Source organism: Pseudomonas sp. MPB23, assembly GCF_046605395.1.
Taxonomy (GTDB): domain Bacteria; phylum Pseudomonadota; class Gammaproteobacteria; order Pseudomonadales; family Pseudomonadaceae; genus Aquipseudomonas.
The window spans coordinates 5,574,076-5,595,565 of the sequence record NZ_CP176771.1 but is presented as its reverse complement, the minus strand read 5'-3'; the positions used below and the strand labels follow the sequence as shown (position 1 = coordinate 5,595,565).

Genomic DNA, 21,490 nt, shown 5'->3' with positions numbered 1-21,490 from the left:
GCAGATAGGGGTCAGGAGCGTTTGCGGTTGGGCAATACGTCCTTGAGCTTGGCGTGCATGCTGCGCAGGGTGTTTTCGGTGGTGGACCAGTCGATGCAGGCGTCGGTGATCGACACGCCGTACTTCAAGTCGGCCAGGTCCTTTGGAATCGCCTGGCAGCCCCAGTTGAGATGACTTTCGACCATCAGGCCGATAATCGACTGATTGCCTTCGAGGATCTGATTGGCGACGTTTTCCATCACCAGTGGCTGCAGGGCCGGGTCCTTGTTGGAGTTGGCGTGGCTGCAGTCGACCATGATGTTCGGCTTGATCTTGGCCTTGGTCAGCGCCTGCTCGCACAGCGCAACGCTGACCGAGTCATAGTTGGGCTTGCCGTTGCCGCCACGCAATACCACGTGACCATAGGCGTTGCCTTTGGTGGTGACGATGGAGACGCCGCCTTCCTGGTTGATGCCGAGGAAACGGTGAGGGCTGGAGACCGATTGCAGCGCGTTGATCGCCACGGTCAGGCCGCCGTCGGTGCCGTTCTTGAAGCCCACGGCCGAAGACAGGCCGGATGCCATCTCGCGGTGGGTCTGGGATTCGGTGGTTCGTGCGCCGATGGCCGACCAACTGATCAGGTCCTGCAGGTACTGCGGAGAGATCGGATCGAGGGCTTCGGTGGCGGTGGGCAGGCCCATTTCGGCCAGGTCCAGCAGCAATTTGCGACCGATGTGCAAGCCATCCTGGATCTTGAACGAGTCGTCCAGGTACGGGTCGTTGATCAAACCTTTCCAGCCGACGGTGGTACGCGGTTTCTCGAAATAGACGCGCATCACCAGGTACAGCGTGTCAGACACTTCTGCGGCCAGCGCCTTGAGGCGCTCGGCGTATTCGTGGGCGGCCTTGAGGTCATGGATCGAGCACGGCCCGATGACGACGAAGAGGCGGTGGTCGGTGCCGTCGAGAATGTTGCGGATGACTTCGCGACCCTTGGTGACGGTCTGCAGGGCAGCGTCGCTCAGGGGAATTTCGCGCTTGAGCTGATCGGGTGTGATCAGGGTCTCGTTGGATTCGACGTTAAGGTCATTGATCGGTAAATCAGCCATCGTGTTACTCGCCAGGGTCACGGGTGCCGGCCGCCTGCCATCCCCGTGCGGCGGGCACAGCATGATTTGAATGCAGGGGGGAGGAACCTTAGCGCGTAACACGGGCCCGCGACAATGGGCAAAGCCCGCTTTAATCCCGTGCTGACCGCACAAACGCCTCATGGGAGAACTCGCCGGCATGGCGCGCCACCCACTCACGGGCCAGGGCTTCGAGTTGCTCGGGGGTCGGGTCGGCGTCTTCGTGCTGGCGGCAATAGCGCTCCATCCGGCATGCTTGCTCACCCATGCGTGCACCGAACAGGGCATGCTCATCGGTAAACGAAATGCCGATGCGATAGCCGTTTTCCACCTTGCGGCACCATGCCACATACCCTGGGTAGCGGGCACTGGCGCCCAGGGAGGGGATGCGCAGATCCACGGCCGTACCCTGGCGCCAGGCGCGCGGCCAATTGCAGGCGATGCCGCCCAGGCCGATAGTGTGCAGGCGTTGGCGGGGTATGGCAGGAGAGGGACGTTGGATTAACTCGACAGCGACATCATCAGGGTGAGGTAAAAAACGACCCATGTACACGGACTCCGAGCACCGTCCAGTTGACGGCGGTGGCAGCAGTATAGTGAAGGAACTGGAATTGACCGATCTGGATATTGACCAGCAACTGCTGGCTTTACCAGGCATTTCGCTGGTCGTATTCACCAGCGCCGGTTGTTCCGGTTGTCGTTGGGCTCGCCAGCAGTTGCCGGGCTGGCGCTTGCCGGTGGACCGTTTGTGTTGGGTGGATGCCGGGCACAACGGCGGCGCAGTCGAACGCTACCAGATCTTTCATTTGCCGGCGCTGTTTGTGGTGTGCGAGGGTCAATTCCTTGGGCAAATACAGACACGTCTTACGCTTTCTGACCTTACCGACGCGATCAATCAAGCGCTCGCCCGCACGCCAGAGGACTTGCCATGACAGTACAGTCGCCACGCATTGGCATCATCGGCACCGGTGCCATCGGCGGTTTCTACGGCCTGATGCTGGCACGCGCCGGATTCGATGTGCACTTCCTGTTGCGCAGTGAATACGCGGCCGTCCGCGAGCAGGGTCTGCGCGTCAACAGCAGTGTGCATGGCTGTTTGCACCTGCACCCGGTGCAGGCCTACGCCCGCGCCGCCGATATGCCGCCGTGCGACTGGCTGCTGGTGGGTACCAAGTCGACGGGCAATGTCGAGTTGGCCCCGACCCTCGCCCAGGTCGCGGCGCCGGATGCCAAAATCGTCCTGTTGCAAAACGGCCTGGATGTTGAGGACAGTTTGCGCGAACACTTGCCGGCATCGCTGCATCTGCTCGGCGGCCTGTGCTACATCGGCGTGCACCGTGCCGCACCTGGCGTCGTCGAGCATCAGGCGTTGGGCCGGGTCAATCTGGGTTACCACAGCGGCATGGCAGCCAACGATCCTGCCCGCCAGCAGGCCATCGTCGAAGCCGGTGCCGCGTTGTTTCATCAGGCCGGCATCGAGTCCCAGGCCATGGCCAACGTGCATCAGGCCCGCTGGCACAAGCTGGTGTGGAACGTGCCCTACAACGGCCTGTCCGTGCTATTGGGAACGGGTACCACGGCGATGATGGCGGACGAATCCAGCCGCGAACTGATCCAGGCGCTGATGGCCGAAGTGGTGCAGGGCGCGCGTGCATGCGGCCATGAAATTCCCGCCAGCTACGCGGAACAAATGTTCACCATCACCGAAACCATGGATGACTATTTGCCGAGCATGTACCACGACCATGTGCACAAGCGCCCACTGGAACTGGAGGCGATCTACGCGCGCCCACTGGCCGTCGCCAAGGCCGCTGGATGCGAGTTGCCGCGGATTCAGGCGCTGTACCAGGCCTTGAGTTTTATTGATCGGCATAACCGCTGAGTCGAGGGGGAGCATCATGGTTAAGGGATTGGGCGACAAACTGGTGCTGGCGATTTCATCGCGAGCACTGTTCGATTTGAGTGACAGCCACAAGGTCTACCTGGCGCAAGGGGTCGAGGCCTACCGTAAATATCAGATCGAGCATGAGGAAGAAATCCTTGAGCCCGGCGATGCCTTCCCGCTGGTCAAGAAGCTGCTGAGCCTCAATGCCAGCCTGGGCCGTGCCCGGGTCGAAGTGGTACTGGTATCGCGCAACAGTGCTGACACTGGCCTGCGCGTGTTCAACTCGATCCAGCATTACGGCCTGGATATTTCCCGCGCTGCTTTTGTCGGCGGGCGTAGTCCTTACCCATATTTGGCCGCGTTCGGTTGCCATCTGTTTCTTTCCACCCATGCCGAAGATGTGCGCAGCGCCCTCGATGCCGGCTTTGCCGCAGCGACGATTCTGTCGGGTGGTCCGCGTCGCGCGTCCAGCGAGGAACTGCGGATTGCCTTTGACGGCGACGCGGTGCTGTTTTCCGATGAATCGGAGCGCGTGTATCAAACCAGCGGCCTGGAGGCGTTCCAGGCCAGTGAACGCGAGTCGGCGCGTCAGCCTCTGCACGGTGGGCCTTTCAAGGGGTTTCTGGCGGCCCTCAACTTGTTGCAGCGCGAGTTTCCGGACGAGGCCTGCCCGATTCGCACCGCATTGGTCACTGCCCGTTCGGCGCCGTCCCATGAACGGGTGATTCGTACTCTGCGTGAGTGGGATATCCGCCTGGACGAGTCATTGTTCCTCGGTGGCCTGGAAAAATCCGCGTTCCTGGAGGCGTTCGCTGCCGATGTGTTTTTCGATGACCAGGCCGGTCACTGCGAGAAAGCCAGGGATGTGGTGGCCACCGGGCATGTTCCCCATGGCATCAGTAATGAGGTGGGGGTGAAGTCCGAGAGCTAAGTCAGTCGAATTCTCCGAGGCGCTGCTAAGCTGATTTGATCTCCGCCATCCTGGCAATCCAGGAGGTTCTATGATTCGTTCGATGCTGTACGCCACGGATCTCGGTCTGTATGCGCCTTATGTGATGCAACATGCACTGGCGCTGGCGCGAACGTTCAAGGCTGATCTGTATGTGATTCATGTGGTCGAGCCCATCGGGCTGTTCGCCGAATCGGTGTTGCAGAGCTACCTTGATGAAAAGGCCCTGAATGAATGGCAGAGCCAGGGGCTGACCACTGTGATGGCGACGATTGAGCAGCGGGTGCTGGACAGTTTTCGCGAGGAATTGGGGGAGGGCGAGCAGGATCTGAAGTTGATTCGCTCGGTACGGGTGATCCAGGGGGACCCGTGCGAGGTGATACTCGACCAGTTGCGCAGATTGTCCGTCGACCTGCTGATCGTAGGCAGTCATAGCCATGCAACCTGCGCCGCGACACCACTTGGGCGCACCGCTGCGCGAGTGCTGCAGTTGTCCACCGTGCCGGTTTACCTGGTGCCTTCGTTACAGCGCCGACGCAGTGATGACGTGTGACGGATAGGAGTCGATAAAAAGTTCTAGATTTATCCGTCAAACCTTTAATATAGTTATATACCGTCGCTGATACCCGTGGCGTCTATCTGCTTTGAGGGACACATATGAAGCTTCAACAACTGCGCTACATCTGGGAAGTGGCGCACCACGACCTCAACGTTTCCGCTACCGCTCAAAGCCTCTACACCTCGCAACCCGGTATCAGTAAGCAGATCCGCCTGCTCGAAGACGAGCTGGGTGTCGAAGTGTTCGCACGCAGCGGCAAGCACCTCACCCGAGTTACCCCGGCCGGGGAACGTATCATCACCACCGCCGGCGAAATCCTGCGCAAAGTCGAAAGCATCAAGCAGATTGCCCAGGAATTCTCCAACGAGAAGAAAGGCACCCTGTCGATCGCCACCACCCATACCCAGGCGCGTTATGCATTGCCGCCGGTGATCCGCGATTTCATCAAGCAATACCCGGACGTTGCCCTGCATATGCACCAAGGCTCGCCGATGCAGATCGCCGAAATGGCCGCTGACGGCACCGTCGATTTCGCGATTGCCACAGAAGCCCTGGAGCTGTTCGGGGACCTGGTGATGATGCCGTGCTATCGCTGGAACCGTTGTGTGGTCGTGCCCCAGGGTCACCCGTTGGCCAAGCTGCCGAAGCTGACCCTGGAGGCCCTGGCGGAATACCCGATCGTGACCTATGTATTCGGTTTCACCGGCCGCTCCAAACTCGACGAAGCCTTCAGCCATCGCGGCCTCACGCCGAAAGTGGTATTCACCGCCGCCGACGCCGACGTGATCAAGACCTATGTACGCCTGGGCCTGGGCGTCGGTATCGTCGCCAAGATGGCAGTAGACACGGTTCTGGACAAAGACCTGGTGGTGCTCGATGCCAGCGAACTGTTCGAGTCCAGCGTGACCAAGATCGGCTTCCGTCGCGGCACGTTCCTGCGTGGCTTCATGTGCGACTTCATCGAGAAATTCGCACCACACCTGACCCGCGAAGTGATGGCCAAGGCGATCCAGTGCCACAACAAGCAGGAACTGGAAGAGCTGTTCGACGGTGTCGAATTGCCCATTCACTGAGTGAATGAACCCGATCCATTGCAGGCGCGAGCTTGCTCGCGAAGAACGTCAACGATAACGCTGTGCTTGCGGTTCAGCACGCGCGCTCAAGTTTTTCGCGAGCAAGCACGCTCCTACAGCGACTTATTTGGCCTCGGTCACCGTAAACAGTTGCCGAGCGCCGGCCGCCAGAATCTCCACCTCGTCACCTTCGAACTTGCCCAACAGGCTTTTGCCAATCGGCGAGCGCGGGGTGATGACGGTGACCGGTTGGCCGACCACGTCCACTTTCAATCCCGCCGCATCCGGTGCCAGGAACAGCCACTGCTGGCGACCGTTCTCGTCTTCCAGGCCCAGTAGCGCGCCGACTTCTATTCCCCGCTGATCATCGTAGGCACGCAGTTGCAGGTTCTGGCACAGCGCCAGCGCCTGCTTGATTTCCTCGACCCGCTTGGCTTGCCCCGCCGCCAGGTAAGAGGCCTCGAGCCCTAGGGTGTCGTATTTGTTCTCGGCGATATTTTCTTCGTGGGTTGCAGTTTCGTAGGCGGTCTGCGCGGCGCGTTGGGCAATATCGAGGTCGGCGGCGAGTTTTTCCAGGATCAACTGGAGGACGGCGTGTTTATTCATGGTCATCAATCGCAGAATTGCAGGACATTGGCCCGAGTCTTTTCGGTGGGCGCGTTCTGGTCCTGTTGCAGCCAGAACTGACATTTGGGGTTGGACAGGTTGCGTGCGTTGTTGCGGGCGTGGTCCAGGGCTTGCTGTTGTTCCTGTTTGCGAAGGTTTTCCTGGTACTGCTCGAACATGCGGTTCGGCGGTTCGGGCGCAACGGGCACAACGGGCGCCGGCTTGCCCAACTGCTCAACCGCCTGGGCCACGGGGGCCAGGCTTTGCGGGAACAGGTAGCGCGACGCCAGCCAGGTACTCACGGCAATGGCGATGAACCCCAGCCACAGGCCCAAGGCGATGGCGAGTGTGAGCTTTGGCAGCGACAGCGGACGATCAGACATGGTGGCCTCCTGGCAGGCGTTTTGTGGCGGGGCCGCGATTGTCGCACAGCCGCCGTGAAGAATAATCGCGATCAAGCCTTCTGCATCGGCGCGTTTATGCGGACAATCGAGCCTTTGAGCGTTGGAGCCCGGAATGAAAGCCCGCTGGGATATTTTTTGCAGCGTCGTCGACAACTACGGCGACATCGGTGTGACCTGGCGCCTGGCCCGGCAATTGGTGGTGGAGCACGCCTGTGAAGTGCGCTTGTGGGTCGATGACTTGCGGGCCTTCGAGCGCATGTGTCCCGATATCGATGTGCGCCTGGACCAGCAATGGCAAGAGGGTGTCGACGTGCGCCATTGGCCGGCCGAATGGCTGGCGGTGCCAGCGGCGGATGTGGTGATTGCCGCATTCGCCTGCCAGTTGCCGCCTGATTACATGGACGCCATGGCCGAACGCGAGCGCACGCCTTTGTGGATGAATCTGGATTACCTGAGTGCCGAAGACTGGGTGGTGGGCTGTCACCGCCTGCCCTCGGTGAAGTTCAAGGGCGTCCAGAAGTACTTCTTTTTCCCGGGCTTCCGGCCCGGCACCGGCGGGCTGTTACGCGAGGCGGGGTTACTGGAGCAGCGTCACGCGTTTCAGCAGGATGTCGCCGCGCAGCAACATTTCCTGCATGGCCTGGGCGTATTTCCGCTAGCCGGTGCGCGGCTGATCTCGCTGTTCGCCTATGAAAATGCCGGTCTGGCCCGTTGGCTGGACGTTTTGTCGACGGACGGGCGTGCCACTCATCTATTGGTGCCGGAAGGGCGCATTCTCGGCGATGTGCAGCGCTGGCTCGGTGTCGTAGGCCTGGCGGCGGGGGCTGTGCACCAGCGTCAAGCCCTGACGGTACAGGTGCTGCCGTTCGTGCGTCAGGAGCAATACGACCGTCTGTTGTGGTGCTGCGACTTCAACGCCGTGCGCGGCGAAGACTCGTTCGTGCGTGCCCAGTGGGCCGGGCGGCCGCTGTTGTGGCACATCTATCGCCAGGACGAAGACATCCATCTCGACAAACTCGATGCGTTCCTGGAACTGTACACGGCGGCCTTGTCGCCCGCCGCAAGGGTGGCACTGGTCGCGCTCTGGCAAGCCTGGAACACCGAGGGCGATATGGCACAAGCGTGGAAAATGTTCATGGAACACTGGCCAGAGATGCTTGTGCACGCCGAGAGGTGGTGTCTGGAACAAGGCTTGCAGGCCGATCTTGCGACGGCGCTGGTACAGTTTTATGAAAGTTGGATATGATACGCGACCTTGATTTTTGTAAACCCCATCCAAATTTCGGATATCTGCAATGAAAACTGGTAAAGAACTGAAACCCGGTATGGTGATCCGTATCGACAACGATCCTTGGTTGGTTCAGAAAGCTGAGTTCACCAAGTCGGGCCGTAACAGCGCGATCATGAAGACCAAGCTGAAAAACCTGCTGACCGGTTACAAGACCGAAACCGTTTACAGCGCCGATGACAAGCTGGACGACGTGATCCTCGACCGCAAAGAAGCGACCCTGTCCTTCATCAGCGGCGACGCTTACACGTTCATGGACACCACCGACTACACCATGTACGAGCTGAACGCTGAAGATATCGAAGCCGTTCTGCCGTTCGTTGAAGAAGGTATGGAAGACGTCTGCGAAGCTATCTTCTTCGAAGACCGCCTGGTTTCCGTAGAGCTGCCGACCACCATCGTGCGTAAGGTTGCCTACACCGAAGGGTCCGCTCGCGGCGACACTTCGGGCAAGGTCATGAAGCCTGCCAAGCTGGCTAACGGTACCGAGCTGCAAGTGGCCGATTTCATCGAAATCGACGACATGATCGAGATCGACACCCGTGAAGGTGGTTCGTACAAAGGTCGCGCCAAGAAATAATTCTGGCCTCGCCGATGTCTAGTCCTGAAATAGGTTTACACCTATTTCAGTCTCAAAACGCCCGGTGCACTGCATCGGGCGTTTTGTATTTCAGGGATAAGTGCGGCCGCTCCCGATTGTAGATTTGCACCGACTCATCCACCATTTTCACTGCATCCGCCAGGTCTTTGGGACGATGCAGCAAAAACTCAGTCTTCAAAATCCCATTTATCCTCTCCGCCATCGCGTTCTGATAGCAATCATAGCCGTCAGTCATTGAGCACCTGATTCCATGCCGGGTATGCATCCGTTGGTATAAATCGGAGCAATACTGGGCTCCGCGATCTGAATGATGGATGAGCGGTTGATTGGATTTTCGCTGACTAACAGCCTTCTGCAGTGCCCTGACCACCGACTCCGTATGCAGGCTGCCGTGCACATGATGACCCACGATTTTGCGTGAGTACGCGTCTGTTATCAGGCTGACGTAAGCGACACTTTCCCTCGTTGGGAGATAGGTAATGTCTGCGACCCAAACCTGCTCAGGTCTGCTGGCTACAACTTGTTCCGGGCCAGCTTTGAGTAGGTTGGGGTGACGGCGGAAGCGATGATGGCTATGCGTGGTTTTATGATAAGCACGTTTGCGAGGGACTAGCTCTCGCGCCTCTCGCAAGATGGAAAACAGGCGGTCTCGACCGACACGTAGCGTCGCTGCGGCTTCAGTTACCATCAGGTGGTGCAGTTTGCGCGTCCCAAGCCTCGGCTGGCGGCGACGCTTTTCCAGAACGAATTCCACTGCCTGCTGGTCTTGGCAAACTCTCGCGTCAAAGGCTCGGTTGCGCTTGTAATACGCTTGGCGCGAAATGCCCATAAACAGGCAAGCCCTGGTAATGCTCAGGTCTTGGATTTGCCCTTGCGAGAGGACTTGCCGGGTCGCTTTTTTACGATGGACACACCGTAATCATTTTTCAAGACGTTCACGACAGCTTCAAAGAACTGGGCCTTCTGATTGCTCAGCGCCAACTGTTCTTCAAGCTCTTTGATCCGCTGTTCGGGTGTCAGCGGGAGGTTGGGGTCGGTCATCGGCCTGCTCCGCAGCGCTCGGATTGAGGCGCCTTGGCTCCAGTCCTGTCGGCCATGCTTGCGTAACCAAACCAGTACCGTGGACCGGCCTTGAATGCCAAAGCGCCGTTGAGCCTCTTTATAACTCAACTCGCCTTTTTCGACTTGATCTACGACTGACAATTTAAAAGCTAGCGTGTAATCGCGCTGGCTCCGCCTTTTTCCCGTATCCATTGAATCCTCCTGAAGATCGGTCAGAAGGTGTAAACCTTATTCAGGACGGGACACGATACGAAAAAAAGCCCGACCTTGAGTCGGGCTTTTTCATGAGCGTCTACAGGTCACTTGAGGTGCTGCTTCAGCTCATCCGAGGCTTGCAGCAAGGCCGAACGTACCGCCGGCACTTGGCTGACCACGTTGAGCAAACCGTAGTCGTGGATCATGCCGTTGTAGCGCACTGCCGTTACCGGTACACCGGCCTGATCCAGCTTGCGGGCATAGGCTTCGCCTTCATCGCGCAACACATCGGCACCGGCAGTCTGAATCAGTGCGGGCGGCAAGCCCTTGAGCTGATCCGTGGTAGCGCGCAGTGGCGAGGCATAGATCTCGGCGCGCTGTTTGGCATCGGTGGTGTAGTTGTCCCAGGACTCTATCAGTTCCCTATCGGGCCCAATGAATACAGGGGCTTGAGCTGATGAACACTGAAAACCATGATCACCGTGTAACCAATGCTGTAACAACCCGCATAGCTGCTCCCTATTACTACCGACGCCAAGGGGTCTACTACATGCGTCTACGGCCTGTAGGGCTCGCCGTGGGCCATGCGGTATCCTTACGTACCACTGACAGGAATCAAGCAATGGCCACCTCACAGGACCTCAGAGCAGCCCTTCAGGGCTTCCACCTCGACAATCCACAGGCGACTTGGGATGACATCAAGGGCGCTATACGTGCGTTTGCCTGCGAGGCCCTGGCGATGGATCACAGCGATGACCCGATGCAAGAATATGGCAGGGTTTACAGTGACCTCAAGGGGCACTTGATAGGCCACGCAATGACAGCCCCTCTGACCGCCTTGCAGGCCAAGGGTCTCGACAAGGCTCTCTCTGCCCTTACTGGTGCCGAGCGGCGTCTCTCAGGGGATCTGAAGGGTCTTACAGGGATTATTGAGGAACTTGATGATAACTCAAGGCCTAATAGCTCAAGTCAATTAATAGATCAAAGCTATCAGCATTCAATCTCTAATAGAGAATCATCGTCTCTTCCTGTCCTAATCTGTAAGCACAATTCTCCCAAAGGGCCCACTGAGTCCACCTCTACGCCTCACACCTTCAGGAACCTATCTGACGCCTACTTGGCCGAACATGCCGACAACGTGAAGGCTTCTACATTGAAAGCGCTCAGAGCTTCGTTAGGGACCGTTGCGGACTGCCTTGGCGATACCGATATGGCTACACACGATAGAGCTGTGATGACTGACTTGAAGGCGATCCTCGGGGTTGATCGTGCTAACTCAACGGTCAATAAGTTGCTGACCACAATGACGACAGTCCTCGATTGGGCGGTGAATAATGGATTGATCCCGCGCCACTTCGCCAAGGGTCTCAAAATCAAGCGTGATGTCGGCAGTGATCGCAAAGCTTTCACCGAGGCACAGGTCAAGGCGATCATGGGTAAAGCCGTACAGGACCCTACAGACGCCTCTACGCTGATCCAACTGGCGACTATCACCGGGGCTCGACTCAACGAGCTGGCTACGCTGGTCAAGGAAGATATTAGGACCGTAGCGGGTGTGGTGGTGCTATCTATTAACGAAGATCACGACCACAAGTCGCTCAAGAATAAACAGAGCGCCAGACTGATCCCGCTTGTGCCAGCCCACGGCTTTGACCTTGGAATCTTCCTTGCGATGGTCGAGGAGCTGCCAGAAGGTGGCCGTCTGTTCTCCTATGGAATCAACGTGGGCCGTATGGTCAACGCAAAGCTGAGGACCTTCCACGGCCAAGCTGATGACAAGGCTCTGGTATTTCACTCCCTGCGTCATTCGTTGGCTACGGCCATGAAGATCCACGGGGTTTCCCTCGACCACGCACAGGCGATCATGGGGCATGCTACCGGATCTATTACATTCGACCTGTATGGCAAGGGCGGCGGGGTTGACCTGATGGGCCTTCGCGAATCCTTGGTGAAAGCCTTGGGGTAGGCGGGAGGTGCTCGTTAGGGCGCTCCTGTGTGAAATCTGAGGGAACACCTGGGCCATAGGCCTGCACAATTTACATAGCGTCACCTTGAGCCTGCAAGTGCCCGTAATCATTGGGCCTTGTGGGCTTTTTGTTGCCTTGGGTCTGACCTTGTGACGGCTGGTGTCGCTAAAAACCCCCACAAGAACCGATGTAGCCACAACGGCTGACATGATTTCAAGTGAGGACCATATGACCAGCTACGATCCAGCTCTACACGAGGCCGATTACACTGCATCTATCTCCAGCGTCAAGCGAGGTCGAGGCCGTCCTACCAAGGAAATAACCAACCTGTTCTGCGGCTTCATAGGCCCGACTGAGCCCGACTACGGCCAGTACCCTTTCTTTGCTATGGACATTATTGAAGGGATCGCTCGACTTGACTGGCATGACCGGGCTATCGGGGTTGGTGGCTCGTCTAAACCTCTGTCAGTGAAGCGCCTTGTAGCGATCCTCGCGGACCTCGAAGTCGTCTCAACGGCCACTGTAATGGCTCACAGCCGGTTGGGCCTACGTCAGGCGCAGCGGTACGTGAAGGCCATCGAGTTAGCCATGCCACGCCTGCTTAAGAGTAGACCTGATGCGCTTAGCCATCTGATGCGCTATGGCTTCCTGAAGGATGCGCCGCAACGTTCGAGCCAATGGGAGGACCAGCTTGAGCCGCCAAGCCCAGAAGCGATTGCACAGTTGCACTACGACCTGCGAACACTGGGCGTTGGAAGCGTCTCTGATTAAATGCCGCATACTATTAATAACCAAATGACCCTTGGGTTGAGGCGAAAAGATCTTTACGTGTCTTGGGGTAAAAACTCACTGGATGCTCATTGCGGATCCCAAGGGCGTTAGGTGGACCCAAGGTGAAGGGATTTGCTATTGCAAAATAATCCCCTCCCTCTAAGTCAACGTTAGGGATCTTAAGGGTCTTAGCGAGGACCCAGATCTGAGGGAAACCGATGTGGAAATTTCAACATCGTCCATGGTGATAACGGCGGCGCATCAACGGGTCTCGCCATCCTGTACGGACTTCATGATTCCCTAAAGGATTCTGAGTCGCCCGTCAAGAAGATTTAAAAACCCCCACAATAACCAGGACGACCAGCACATGGTCTGCCCGCGCTTCACTACGCCCGTCGCTGGGCATCTCAATATCCAGTTCTTCTGATAGTGCCTTCCATGCCACAGCCGGTTCCCTTGTTCGGGGTCTGGATGCTCGGCGGTGGGTGCGAACTTGGAAGGCACTACCAAAAGGAAAACGAACAATGAACAGCACCAACAATACCGACCTGCTGCCAATCGTGATTGAGGGGCAAACCTTCAAGCCGAACGCCGAGGGCCTGTGGAGTTTGAATGAGATCCATCAAACCTTGGGTCTGCCTGAGGCAAAACGTCCGGGGCAATGGAACAACGAGATTCGCACTGCGCTCGACCAAGGTGGGAATTTCCATCTTGCTTATGGTGGCGCCAATCCGGGTACGTGGGCTACAGAAGCCGGCACCATCGCCTACGCAATGTGGGTCTCGCCAGCCTTTTATCTGATGGTAGTCAGCGCTTTCATCGCCATGCGTAACGATTCTATCCTCAGTGCCCGCATGGCTCTTCTTGCAGCCGCTGATGCAGAGTCACGGCTTGCTACAGCCGTTCCCAAAGTTGACCTTGTTGACCGCCGCTTGCTTGGCATTGGGGTCCCGTGGAACGAAGCGTGCCGTATGGCCGGGGTGACCAAGCCTCAACTGGCTAAGCATTACATGGTCGCAACGCGCCGTTTCGTCTCCACTGAGCACCCGACCGAGTACCGCAAGATTATCAAGCCATCTTCTCGTGGATTCGACGAGGGCTACTTCAAGCGCTGCTCCAACCTTCACGGTAACGATGACGGCTTCAGGGTCACCGCCAAGGGTCTGGCCTGGATCCAGGGCAAAGCTATGGAAATCAACACCGACATTGCTGAGCGAGCCCGTAAAAAGGCTGCTGATGACCGTGCCACGAAGCTGAAGAAGCAGGTGATCCAATGAATCACGTCCAGCGGATGACCTTCGCCCAACGGCACCGTCTCACCCTTGTCCTTACCATGATGCTGCAAGGCCATACCCACGAATATCGGGTCGCCAAGCTTGAGCGCTTGCGCAAGGCCCGTCAGGCCAGAAAGAACAGAGCGCCTCACCGTCACGCATGGTGGGAAGCCAAGAAGGCCTCCGACGCCAACAAAGTAGCTGCGCAGGTCCATGGCGTGGATCTTGAGACTATCGAGCTGATGAAACGCTATGAACTTCTCTGAACAGCTCAGCGCATTTTTTACGTCACCAGCAAGTCGAACCAAGCTGATCACGCTGCGCACCATCTGGCGAGACCGGCATGTTCGCGAACAGGTCGTCACCAGCGATGAACACGGTGTGGACTACCAGAAACTTATAGGGCACCTGAAGGCTACCAATCCGGCCTTGGTCGCACTCGTCGAGGCGATCACCACCACAACCAATATGAGCATTGACGCCGTTATGCGCGCCCCTATGCGCATTCCGCTGACCCGCCAACCGATCACCATCCCGCTTTAACTCACACCGCCGTCCGCCATCGGCAAAACAACCCACCTTTTAAATCCAGAAAACATCGACAAGCCTTGAAGGCCACCGGGTGACGTACTCCTTCGTCTCTGGTCCCTGTGCGCCTATAGCGGCAAGGCTTGATCAATGTTTCCGAATAGGAGACACACAACCATGAAGCTGAATATTCAAAACGTTACCCCTGAGACTGTGGAAATCCAAGGTCAATCCGTAACCCGTACTTACGCCGAGGGCGTCATGCTGACCATGTTGGTCGCTACCGCTGGTAAGAACGAACCAAACATTGCGTCCATTGGTCGCCAATACGCTGAAGCTGGTCTGAGACTCGAAGGTAGCCCTGCTGCCTATGCCGCGTACATTCGTGCGGATAAAGCCGCTGCTGTGGAACGAACCAAGCAAGAAGCAGCCGCTAAGACCCACGCAGAGCGCTTCGCTTCGTACAACCCAACGGCCCTCGAAGTCGCCCGTAAGGCAGGCGCGCGCCGAGCCCGTGAAGACAAGTATCGGGCCATGGGTGCCGCTATCCGTTCGGCCAATGGTCGTTCGTCGTGGTCCTCTGGCGACTTCGAATAAACCAACCTTGTGATTCCCTTGGTGACGCTGGCCCTTGTTGGCGTCTCCCTGAACCCTTTAAGCAACTACTCAGGAGACTTCCAGATGACTACCCGTACCCCCAATTCCTTCAAGAACACCGATCACCGTGAACACACCGACCGCCCTCAAGCAGTGACCGCCTACGAGCAGGCTGTGTGGGGCAATGGCGGTGACCTGCGCTTTAATACCCAAGCTTCCACTTCTGCAAGTGCCCCTGATGCGAGCGCGGTGGCCCAGGCGGTGGTCCAGGGTATTGACGAATTCTTCAATGGCGGCGAATGGCACCAACGCGCTATCGACGCTATCCCTTGTGAGTTCCGTCCGCGTGGCACCGAGCCGACCCCTGTGCAACTGGTCAATATGGTCAACCGCAACATCGAATTCGACCCACGCCAGTCGATTTATGATCACTCGCTGGTGACTGAAGGCGAGGCCGTAGCTGGTGACTTCATCTTCACCGAGCCGACCAATACCGCTGCATTCTTCTCGCACCGCTTCACCCTGTTGGATGCTCATGTGGTCGCTGGTTTCACCGGCAACGGCATGGAACAGATGATGGATAAGATGCTGGCCGACTTCGAGAAGGCTTGCGGTTCGACCATTGTAGACATCCTGATCAAGTCCCCAAGCACTGAGGAAAAAGAGGTCACCATTGCAGGCACCTCGCCACGCGACCGTGCTGAGGACTGGATCGACGCTTTGACCCTGACCATCAACCAATCGGTGGGTAACTCCTTGAGCGACTTCGTGTTGCTGATGCACATGACCGAACAAGCTGTTCTTGAACGCGCCGCCCAACGTGCTGGTGTGGATGACGTTGAGGACCTGTTGGGTTGCCGTACGCAGTTCTACTCGGGCACCAACCGTGGCGTATTCATGCTGCCTAAAGGCTTCGCCTCGCTGTCGTTCCGTGAAGGCAATAACGGTGACGTGTGGTCGATCCATGCTACCCGTAACGCTGGCATCCAAGGTTGGGATATCGAGATCACCGGCATTGCTGACGTGATGGCCCAGGCCAAGGTCAAACTCAAGCTGGCAAACCCAGCGGACCCTACTGAGAAACTTCAGACTGAGGTCGTGAGCTTCCCACTGATCACCCGTGTGGTCGCAAAGCCGTAACACCTGCAGTATCCATGAGGTCCTTCACGGGCCTTGTGGGCTGACCTGAGCGTCTATCCACGCGGTGGACCTTCAGTTGAGCCCATTCCGTATCACGTTCCTACGCGCAAAGCGCAAGGCAATGACCCACATTCAAACTCACATTCCACGCAGGAGCCCGCTATGGACGCCAAGAAACCATGGTTGGCCGTCCTTAAGGCCCTGTTGACCTCGAAGGCCACGTGGAAACTGATAGGCACCGTAGCGGTTCTTTACGGTGCAGCCCATGGCGAGCTGATCGCTGAGCTGGTCGGTGAGGTCGTAGCGGATACGTTAGGGGCCCTTTGAGAATCTGGCACAAATTTCCCTGAGACCACCTGTCATAGCTGACCTGCGCGCTTACCCCCGTAGGCCCTCGCACACGCCTGAGCTTTATGGCGCCCGTGCGTGATCCTTATCGCGTGCCTGTCGCGTCACGTAAAGGTTTTCAGATGCCTTGGGAGCTGGGTCAGAGGATGACCACTTGATGGGTATGCAGTGTGCTGCGTGTGTAACCAACGCTGTAACAACCGTGTCACCAATAGACTTGACTATGGCTACAGGCCCCGTGCTTAATGGTTCTACCCGACAGGCGCTGAGTTGTCCCAGAACCACGTCATCATGTTCTTGGTGAGGAAGTGTCCTTCGGCGTACTGGTTGTAGGAATTGGTGTTGAAGTTGGCGTCGGTCACCGGCCACAGCAGCAACTGGAACTTGATCGCCGGCGTGCCCTTGTCCTTAGCCATCAGGCTGACCACTGCCGCCATATTGCCGCCGACACTGTTGCCGGCGACCGCCAGGCGCTTGCCGTCGACGTTGATCTCTTTGCCGTGCTCGGCCACCCACTTCGTTGCGCCGTAGGCCTGATTGATGGCCACCGGATAATGCGCTTCCGGTGACGGCGTGTAGTTGACGAACACCGCCACTGCACCCGAACCCACCACCAGGTCTCGCACCAACCGTTCATGGGTCGGGTAATCCCCCAGCACCCAACCCCCGCCGTGGAAGAACATGAACACCGGCAATGTGCCTTTGACCCCGGCTGGCCGCACGATGGTCAGGTCCAGCGGCTGGCCATCGACCTGGATGGTCTTCTGGCTGACATCCGCCCTGGGCAAGGTCAACTTCACCCCCGCCTGGGCGCCGCTCAGTACCGCGCGGGCGTCCTTGGGCGCCAGTTGCTCTATCGGTTTGCCGGTCCCGGCGTTCAACACATCCAGGAAGGCCTGGGTGGTGTGCTCGACATCGCCGGTCGCGGCAAAGGCGTGGGTGACGGACAAGGCGAGCAGGCTACCGGTCAGTGCTTTGGCCAATGTGTTCATGTTCTTCTCCTCCAGTGACAGCGACGCTGATTAGACGGTTACGTGCAGACGCACATCGACATTGCCACGCGTGGCGTTGGAATACGGGCAGACTTGGTGCGCTGCGTCGACCAGGCTTTGCGCATCGTCCTGGGCCAAGCCCGGCAGGCTGATATGCAGGTCGATGTCCAGGCCGAAGCCGCCGGGGATCTGGCCGATGCCGACGTGAGCGGTGATCGAGGCGTCATCCGGGATTTTGCGTTTGGTCTGGCTGGCGACAAATTTCAGTGCACCGATAAAGCAGGCCGAGTAGCCGGCGGCGAACAGTTGTTCAGGGTTGGTGGCCTGGCCGCCGGCACCACCGAGTTCTTTAGGGGTGGAGAGTTTGACGTCGAGGATGTTGTCGCTGGAGACAGCGCGACCATCACGGCCGCCGGTGGCGGTGGCTACTGCGGTGTAGAGAGTTTGCATGGTGTCGTCCTCTTGAATGTTTAGCGCTAAATGTTTGTGCGCTAAGTAGTTGGTGAGGTGAATGTATAGCGCTAATGTTTAGCGCGCAAGATAAATGTGCAAATATTTTTTGAGTCGCTAGAAACCGATGTGGGAGGAGGCAAGCCCCCTCCCACATATTGAGTGTGTTGTTGTGTTTAGATTGCGTTCTGCAGATTGCCCCGCAACGCAAGCAAATCGGCCTGCAGCTTGCGCAACTGCTCCAATTGCAGACCGCTGGCGCCGAGGATGCACTGTGGAATCCCCATGGCCTTGTCCTGCAAGGCGCGACCGGCGGCAGTCAGCTCTACCACCACCACGCGCTCGTCTTCGCGACTGCGGGTGCGGCTGAGCAGGCCTTCAGCTTCCAGGCGCTTGAGCAGTGGCGTGAGGGAGCCCGGATCAGTCAGCAGGCGGCTGCTGATTTCGCCGACGGTCAAACCGTCGTCTTCCCACAACACCATCATGGCCAGGTATTGCGGGTAGGTCAGGCCAAGGGCTTGCAGCAGTGGCTTGTAGACCTTGGTCATCAGCAGCGACGTGGAGTGCAGGGCGAAACATAGCTGGTTGTCCAGCATCAGGGATTCGCAAGGATCAGGATTTTTGCGCATGGCGTGCCTCGAAAAAGCGTGTCTGGGCTGGAATCTAGCGGGCAAATCTTTAATGCGCCAGATAATTCTGTGCGGGCGGTCAGACCAGCCCGCTTTGCAGTGCCAGATCCCAAGGCGGCATGGGGCTGAAACGGGATTTGAGGTATTCCAGCAGCAACCGGCTGCGGGCGTTGGGTTGTTGTTCCAGGCGCAAGGCATAGATGCCAGCGGTCTCCGGACTGGGCAGACCATCTTCGCAAAACAGCGGCAACAGTTCGCCACGCACCAGGTATTCACTGGCCAGCCAAGTGGGCAGATGGGCGATACCCAGCCCGGCAAGGGCGCCGGACAACAGCGCTTCGGCGTTGTTGGCGCTCATACGGATGCGCTGCGGACGATAGGTGGCACGGCGCCCGTCCAGCTCAAAGCGCCAGGCGAACATGGGCGCCAGGCCATCCCAGTCCAGACCGTCATGTTCGCTGAGTTCGCGCGGATGCGTCGGCGTGCCACGGCTTTTCAGGTAGGCCGGGCTGGCGCAGGCAATGCGCACGATACTGGCCAACGGCGTGGCAATCAGCCGGGTGTCGACGATATGCCCGGCGCGCAACACCAGGTCGACCTTACCCAGGTGCGCGCCCTGCATGTCGACAAAGCTGTCGATCAAATGCAGGTGCACATCCAGCCCCGGATACACATTCAGGAAGTCGGCAATCACCGGCGCCAGATGGCGCCGGCCAAACGCCGCCGGTGCATCCACGCGAATCAGCCCCTCCGGCGCATGGCTCAGGGACACCGCTTCGGCCCGCGCCAATTGCAACTCGCTGACAATCCGCCGCGCCCGCTCGGCGAACGCCAGGCCCGCCGGGGTCGGTACCACCGCATGGGTACTGCGCTGGAACAAGCGGCTGCCCACCGAGCTTTCCAGGCTGTCGATGCGCCGAGCCACCGCCGAGGGCGTCAGCGGATGGCGCCGGGCGGCGGCGGAAAAACTGCCGGTTTCCAGCACATCGAGAAACAGGCTCAGTTGATCGGTCAGGGTATTGGGGTTCATTGATGAATGCTTATGCGAGATTGGCACAGCCATTGTGCGTTGCTGTGCGTTTCCGCGCCAGACTCGACTGCGTAGCATGCAACCCCTGGATTGTGGAGTAGCGCGCAGTGTTGGATTTAGTGATGTACCTGGTATTGGGCGCGGCCCTCGGCACGGTGGGTGGGCTGTTTGGCATTGGTGGCGGGTTGATTGCGATCCCGGTACTCGGCGTAGTGTTCGGGCTGGATCAGCAGCTGGCCCAAGGCACGGCGCTGGTGATGGTGGTGCCGAATGTGATGCTGGCCTTGTGGCGTTACCACCAGCGCAACCGCATCGAACTGCGCCACGCACTGCCGCTGGGGGCGATGGGCTTCACGTTCGCCTGGCTGGGCTCGATCTGGGCGGTGGGCCTGGATGCCGGCGCGATGCGTATCGGTTTTATCGCCTTCCTGGTGGCGCTGTCGGCCTACAACCTGTTGCGCATGTTCACGCGCAATGCGCCACCGACGGCGCAGATGCGTTATGGCTGGCCGTGGCTGGGTGTATTGGGCGCGGCTTCCGGTTCCATGGGCGGCTTGTTTGGCGTCGGTGGGGCGGTCGTCGCCACGCCGGTGCTGACCAGCGTGTTCGGCACCTCTCAGGTGGTCGCCCAAGGTCTGTCCCTGGCCCTGGCACTGCCCAGCACCGGTGTGACCCTGGTCACCTACGCCTGGCACCACGAAGTCGACTGGATGATCGGCGTGCCGCTGGCCGTCGGTGGCCTGCTCAGTATCAGTTGGGGCGTGAAAGTCGCTCATGCGCTGCCGGAGCGCGTATTGCGCGGCCTGTTCTGCGGCTTCCTGGTGGTGTGCGCGGTGATGCTGACGTTTAAAGTCTGAAGCCTTCGAGGATGTATTCCGCCAGGCATTCGGTGATCGGCGAGGTCATGGTCGGATTGCGCAATAACCGCAGATCTACAGACGGCAGCGATGGAAACCCGTCCTCGCTGCCCAGTATCCGCAGGTCCTCGGTCACCAGGCTTTCCATGCTGACAGTAACCGCCAGGCCGGCACCCACCACCGCTTGGATCGCGGCACCGTTGGAGCTGTGATACGCCAGGCGGTAGTCACGGCCGATGGCGTCCAGCGCGGAGCGCGTCCATTGGGTACAGAAGCTGTCCATGCCGGAAATGGCCAGCGGCAGGGACTCGTGCTCGTCGACACAGAACGACGGCGCCGCCACCCAAACCATCCGCTCATTGCGCAACAGTTCGCCGATCTCGCTCCCCGGTGCACGGCTGATGACCGTCAGCGCCAAGTCGCGCCGCTGCACCAGTACCAGCGACGATTCGCAGTGCATCTCGAGCTGAATCAGCGGGTATGCCTTGGAAAACCGTTTCAGAATCCCCGGCATGAAGCGCATGACGTAGTCATCCGGCGTGCCGATGCGCACCAACCCCACCATATGCGGCTCGCGCAAGGTGTTGAACACTTCGCTGTGCAGTTTCAGGATGCGCCGCGCGTACCCCAATAACACCTGGCCTTCGGGCGTGAGCCGCACCTGGCGGCCATCGCGCTCGAACAACTTGCGTTGCAGCACGTCTTCTTCCAGGCGTTTCATCTGCATGCTCACCGCCGACTGGGTGCGGTTGACCCGTTCGGCGGCGCGGGTAAAACCACCCTGGTCGGCGATGGCGACGAAGGTGCGCAACACGTCGGTGTCGATGCTCGGGTAGACGGACAATTGATCAATCTCTGAGATGTATTGCATAAGAAACATTCGTTGGATTGATCATAAGGCCCGGCACACACTCGCGTCATCCCCACGGGAGGGCGAGAAGATGAAAGGTCAAAAAGGCTTTGTGTCGCTGGGCAAACGTCCGTTTTCCGGGCTGTTTCAAAGGATTGCCCGTTGGCGCGCGTTGCATGAGGAGCGTCAGATGCTGGCGAGTCTGAGCGATGATGCCCTCAAGGATATCGGGCTCAATCGCGGCGACGTCGAACAGGATCGCCGCCTGCATTTCTGGCAAGACCCGCTGCAGAAATGATCCTGAATGCAGTAGGGTAGTCGGCGAGTCC

General features: G+C 58.6%; 27 protein-coding genes and 1 pseudogene. 17 read left to right on the top strand and 11 right to left on the bottom strand.

Annotation, left to right across the window (positions count from 1 at the left end):
- Positions 1 to 11: 11 nt before the first annotated feature.
- Both ACLH0J_RS25335 and ACLH0J_RS25330 read right to left on the bottom strand, forming a co-directional pair.
- Positions 12 to 1,088, bottom strand: coding sequence for a 3-deoxy-7-phosphoheptulonate synthase (locus ACLH0J_RS25335; RefSeq protein WP_411389562.1), 1,077 nt, complete (start codon positions 1,086 to 1,088; stop codon positions 12 to 14).
- Between the two features lie 130 nt (positions 1,089 to 1,218).
- Positions 1,219 to 1,653: a PilZ domain-containing protein gene (locus tag ACLH0J_RS25330; RefSeq protein WP_411389561.1), complete on the bottom strand. Its 435-nt coding sequence runs from the start codon at positions 1,651 to 1,653 to the stop codon at positions 1,219 to 1,221.
- Here ACLH0J_RS25330 and ACLH0J_RS25325 point away from each other — a divergent pair.
- The 5 genes from ACLH0J_RS25325 to cysB all read left to right on the top strand — a co-directional run bounded on the left by ACLH0J_RS25325 (position 1,652) and on the right by cysB (position 5,572).
- Positions 1,652 to 2,038: a thioredoxin family protein gene (locus tag ACLH0J_RS25325; protein WP_411389560.1), complete on the top strand. Its 387-nt coding sequence runs from the start codon at positions 1,652 to 1,654 to the stop codon at positions 2,036 to 2,038. The genes ACLH0J_RS25330 and ACLH0J_RS25325 overlap by 2 nt on opposite strands.
- On the top strand, positions 2,035 to 2,988 hold the full coding sequence (locus ACLH0J_RS25320; protein WP_411389559.1) for a putative 2-dehydropantoate 2-reductase: 954 nt from the start codon (positions 2,035 to 2,037) through the stop codon (positions 2,986 to 2,988). Before ACLH0J_RS25325 ends, ACLH0J_RS25320 begins: the two co-directional genes overlap by 4 nt.
- A 16-nt stretch (positions 2,989 to 3,004) precedes the next feature.
- Positions 3,005 to 3,922 (top strand): 5'-nucleotidase, encoded by a 918-nt coding sequence (locus ACLH0J_RS25315; RefSeq protein ID WP_411389558.1) that lies wholly within the window; start codon positions 3,005 to 3,007, stop codon positions 3,920 to 3,922.
- A gap of 70 nt (positions 3,923 to 3,992) precedes the next feature.
- Entirely contained in the window at positions 3,993 to 4,493 is a 501-nt protein-coding gene (locus ACLH0J_RS25310) for a universal stress protein (protein ID WP_411389557.1), read from the top strand.
- 104 nt (positions 4,494 to 4,597) lie between these two features.
- Positions 4,598 to 5,572 carry an HTH-type transcriptional regulator CysB gene (gene cysB / locus ACLH0J_RS25305; protein WP_411389556.1) on the top strand — a complete coding sequence of 325 codons (975 nt, stop codon included), beginning with the start codon at positions 4,598 to 4,600 and terminating at the stop codon, positions 5,570 to 5,572.
- Positions 5,573 to 5,695: 123 nt separating this feature from the next.
- On the opposite strand, the gene ACLH0J_RS25300 is transcribed toward cysB, so the two are convergent.
- Together ACLH0J_RS25300 and ACLH0J_RS25295 are read right to left on the bottom strand one after the other, a co-directional pair.
- Positions 5,696 to 6,178, bottom strand: a complete 483-nt coding sequence (locus tag ACLH0J_RS25300; RefSeq protein WP_411389555.1) for a transcription elongation factor GreAB — start codon at positions 6,176 to 6,178, stop codon at positions 5,696 to 5,698.
- A 5-nt stretch (positions 6,179 to 6,183) separates the two neighbouring features.
- Positions 6,184 to 6,561 (bottom strand): hypothetical protein, encoded by a 378-nt coding sequence (locus ACLH0J_RS25295; protein ID WP_411389554.1) that lies wholly within the window; start codon positions 6,559 to 6,561, stop codon positions 6,184 to 6,186.
- Positions 6,562 to 6,694: 133 nt separating this feature from the next.
- On the opposite strand from ACLH0J_RS25295, the gene earP reads away from it, so the two are divergent.
- Together earP and ACLH0J_RS25285 are read left to right on the top strand one after the other, a co-directional pair.
- Positions 6,695 to 7,828: an elongation factor P maturation arginine rhamnosyltransferase EarP gene (gene earP / locus ACLH0J_RS25290; RefSeq protein WP_411389553.1), complete on the top strand. Its 1,134-nt coding sequence runs from the start codon at positions 6,695 to 6,697 to the stop codon at positions 7,826 to 7,828.
- Positions 7,829 to 7,877: 49 nt separating this feature from the next.
- Positions 7,878 to 8,450: an elongation factor P gene (locus ACLH0J_RS25285; protein WP_010565066.1), complete on the top strand. Its 573-nt coding sequence runs from the start codon at positions 7,878 to 7,880 to the stop codon at positions 8,448 to 8,450.
- 52 nt (positions 8,451 to 8,502) lie between these two features.
- Here ACLH0J_RS25285 and ACLH0J_RS25280 read toward each other — a convergent pair.
- Both ACLH0J_RS25280 and ACLH0J_RS25275 read right to left on the bottom strand, forming a co-directional pair.
- Positions 8,503 to 9,725, bottom strand: a protein-coding gene (locus ACLH0J_RS25280) for an IS3 family transposase (RefSeq protein WP_411389552.1) whose coding sequence is annotated in 2 segments (ribosomal slippage) — positions 8,503 to 9,374 and positions 9,374 to 9,725 — 1,224 coding nt in all. Because the reading frame shifts where the segments join, the coding sequence is not laid out codon by codon here.
- 107 nt (positions 9,726 to 9,832) lie between these two features.
- On the bottom strand, positions 9,833 to 10,363 hold the full coding sequence (locus ACLH0J_RS25275; protein ID WP_411389551.1) for an alpha/beta hydrolase fold domain-containing protein: 531 nt from the start codon (positions 10,361 to 10,363) through the stop codon (positions 9,833 to 9,835).
- On the opposite strand from ACLH0J_RS25275, the gene ACLH0J_RS25270 reads away from it, so the two are divergent.
- The 8 genes from ACLH0J_RS25270 (at position 10,351) to ACLH0J_RS25235 (ending at position 16,332) form a co-directional block, all read left to right on the top strand.
- Positions 10,351 to 11,694, top strand: a complete 1,344-nt coding sequence (locus tag ACLH0J_RS25270; protein WP_411389550.1) for a tyrosine-type recombinase/integrase — start codon at positions 10,351 to 10,353, stop codon at positions 11,692 to 11,694. The genes ACLH0J_RS25275 and ACLH0J_RS25270 overlap by 13 nt on opposite strands.
- Before the next feature lie 229 nt (positions 11,695 to 11,923).
- On the top strand, positions 11,924 to 12,466 hold the full coding sequence (locus ACLH0J_RS25265) for a hypothetical protein (RefSeq protein ID WP_411389549.1): 543 nt from the start codon (positions 11,924 to 11,926) through the stop codon (positions 12,464 to 12,466).
- Between the two features lie 524 nt (positions 12,467 to 12,990).
- A complete protein-coding gene (locus ACLH0J_RS25260) occupies positions 12,991 to 13,743 on the top strand; it encodes a hypothetical protein (RefSeq protein WP_411389548.1) in 753 nt (250 codons plus the stop codon).
- On the top strand, positions 13,740 to 14,006 hold the full coding sequence (locus ACLH0J_RS25255) for a hypothetical protein (protein ID WP_411389547.1): 267 nt from the start codon (positions 13,740 to 13,742) through the stop codon (positions 14,004 to 14,006). Before ACLH0J_RS25260 ends, ACLH0J_RS25255 begins: the two co-directional genes overlap by 4 nt.
- Complete coding sequence (locus ACLH0J_RS25250) at positions 13,993 to 14,283, top strand: hypothetical protein (RefSeq protein WP_411389546.1); 291 nt, start codon at positions 13,993 to 13,995, stop codon at positions 14,281 to 14,283. The genes ACLH0J_RS25255 and ACLH0J_RS25250 overlap by 14 nt, the downstream gene beginning before the upstream one ends.
- Before the next feature lie 162 nt (positions 14,284 to 14,445).
- On the top strand, positions 14,446 to 14,865 hold the full coding sequence (locus tag ACLH0J_RS25245; RefSeq protein WP_411389545.1) for a hypothetical protein: 420 nt from the start codon (positions 14,446 to 14,448) through the stop codon (positions 14,863 to 14,865).
- A gap of 84 nt (positions 14,866 to 14,949) precedes the next feature.
- On the top strand, positions 14,950 to 16,005 hold the full coding sequence (locus ACLH0J_RS25240; protein ID WP_411389544.1) for a hypothetical protein: 1,056 nt from the start codon (positions 14,950 to 14,952) through the stop codon (positions 16,003 to 16,005).
- Between the two features lie 162 nt (positions 16,006 to 16,167).
- Entirely contained in the window at positions 16,168 to 16,332 is a 165-nt protein-coding gene (locus ACLH0J_RS25235; RefSeq protein ID WP_163002004.1) for a hypothetical protein, read from the top strand.
- 290 nt (positions 16,333 to 16,622) lie between these two features.
- On the opposite strand, the pseudogene ACLH0J_RS25230 reads toward ACLH0J_RS25235, so the two are convergent.
- The 4 genes and pseudogenes from ACLH0J_RS25230 to ACLH0J_RS25215 form a co-directional block, all read right to left on the bottom strand.
- A pseudogene (locus tag ACLH0J_RS25230) lies at positions 16,623 to 17,345 on the bottom strand (alpha/beta hydrolase fold domain-containing protein); the annotation flags it as partial.
- A 30-nt stretch (positions 17,346 to 17,375) separates the two neighbouring features.
- Complete coding sequence (locus ACLH0J_RS25225) at positions 17,376 to 17,795, bottom strand: organic hydroperoxide resistance protein (protein ID WP_010176159.1); 420 nt, start codon at positions 17,793 to 17,795, stop codon at positions 17,376 to 17,378.
- A gap of 176 nt (positions 17,796 to 17,971) precedes the next feature.
- On the bottom strand, positions 17,972 to 18,424 hold the full coding sequence (locus ACLH0J_RS25220; RefSeq protein ID WP_411389543.1) for a MarR family winged helix-turn-helix transcriptional regulator: 453 nt from the start codon (positions 18,422 to 18,424) through the stop codon (positions 17,972 to 17,974).
- Between the two features lie 79 nt (positions 18,425 to 18,503).
- Complete coding sequence (locus tag ACLH0J_RS25215; RefSeq protein ID WP_411389542.1) at positions 18,504 to 19,454, bottom strand: LysR family transcriptional regulator; 951 nt, start codon at positions 19,452 to 19,454, stop codon at positions 18,504 to 18,506.
- 107 nt (positions 19,455 to 19,561) lie between these two features.
- Here ACLH0J_RS25215 and ACLH0J_RS25210 point away from each other — a divergent pair, with 107 nt between their 5' ends.
- Positions 19,562 to 20,311, top strand: a complete 750-nt coding sequence (locus ACLH0J_RS25210) for a sulfite exporter TauE/SafE family protein (RefSeq protein ID WP_411389541.1) — start codon at positions 19,562 to 19,564, stop codon at positions 20,309 to 20,311.
- Here ACLH0J_RS25210 and ACLH0J_RS25205 read toward each other — a convergent pair.
- On the bottom strand, positions 20,301 to 21,182 hold the full coding sequence (locus ACLH0J_RS25205) for a LysR family transcriptional regulator (RefSeq protein WP_411389540.1): 882 nt from the start codon (positions 21,180 to 21,182) through the stop codon (positions 20,301 to 20,303). The genes ACLH0J_RS25210 and ACLH0J_RS25205 overlap by 11 nt on opposite strands.
- Before the next feature lie 70 nt (positions 21,183 to 21,252).
- On the opposite strand from ACLH0J_RS25205, the gene ACLH0J_RS25200 reads away from it, so the two are divergent.
- On the top strand, positions 21,253 to 21,459 hold the full coding sequence (locus ACLH0J_RS25200) for a DUF1127 domain-containing protein (protein ID WP_411389539.1): 207 nt from the start codon (positions 21,253 to 21,255) through the stop codon (positions 21,457 to 21,459).
- Positions 21,460 to 21,490: the final 31 nt, after the last annotated feature.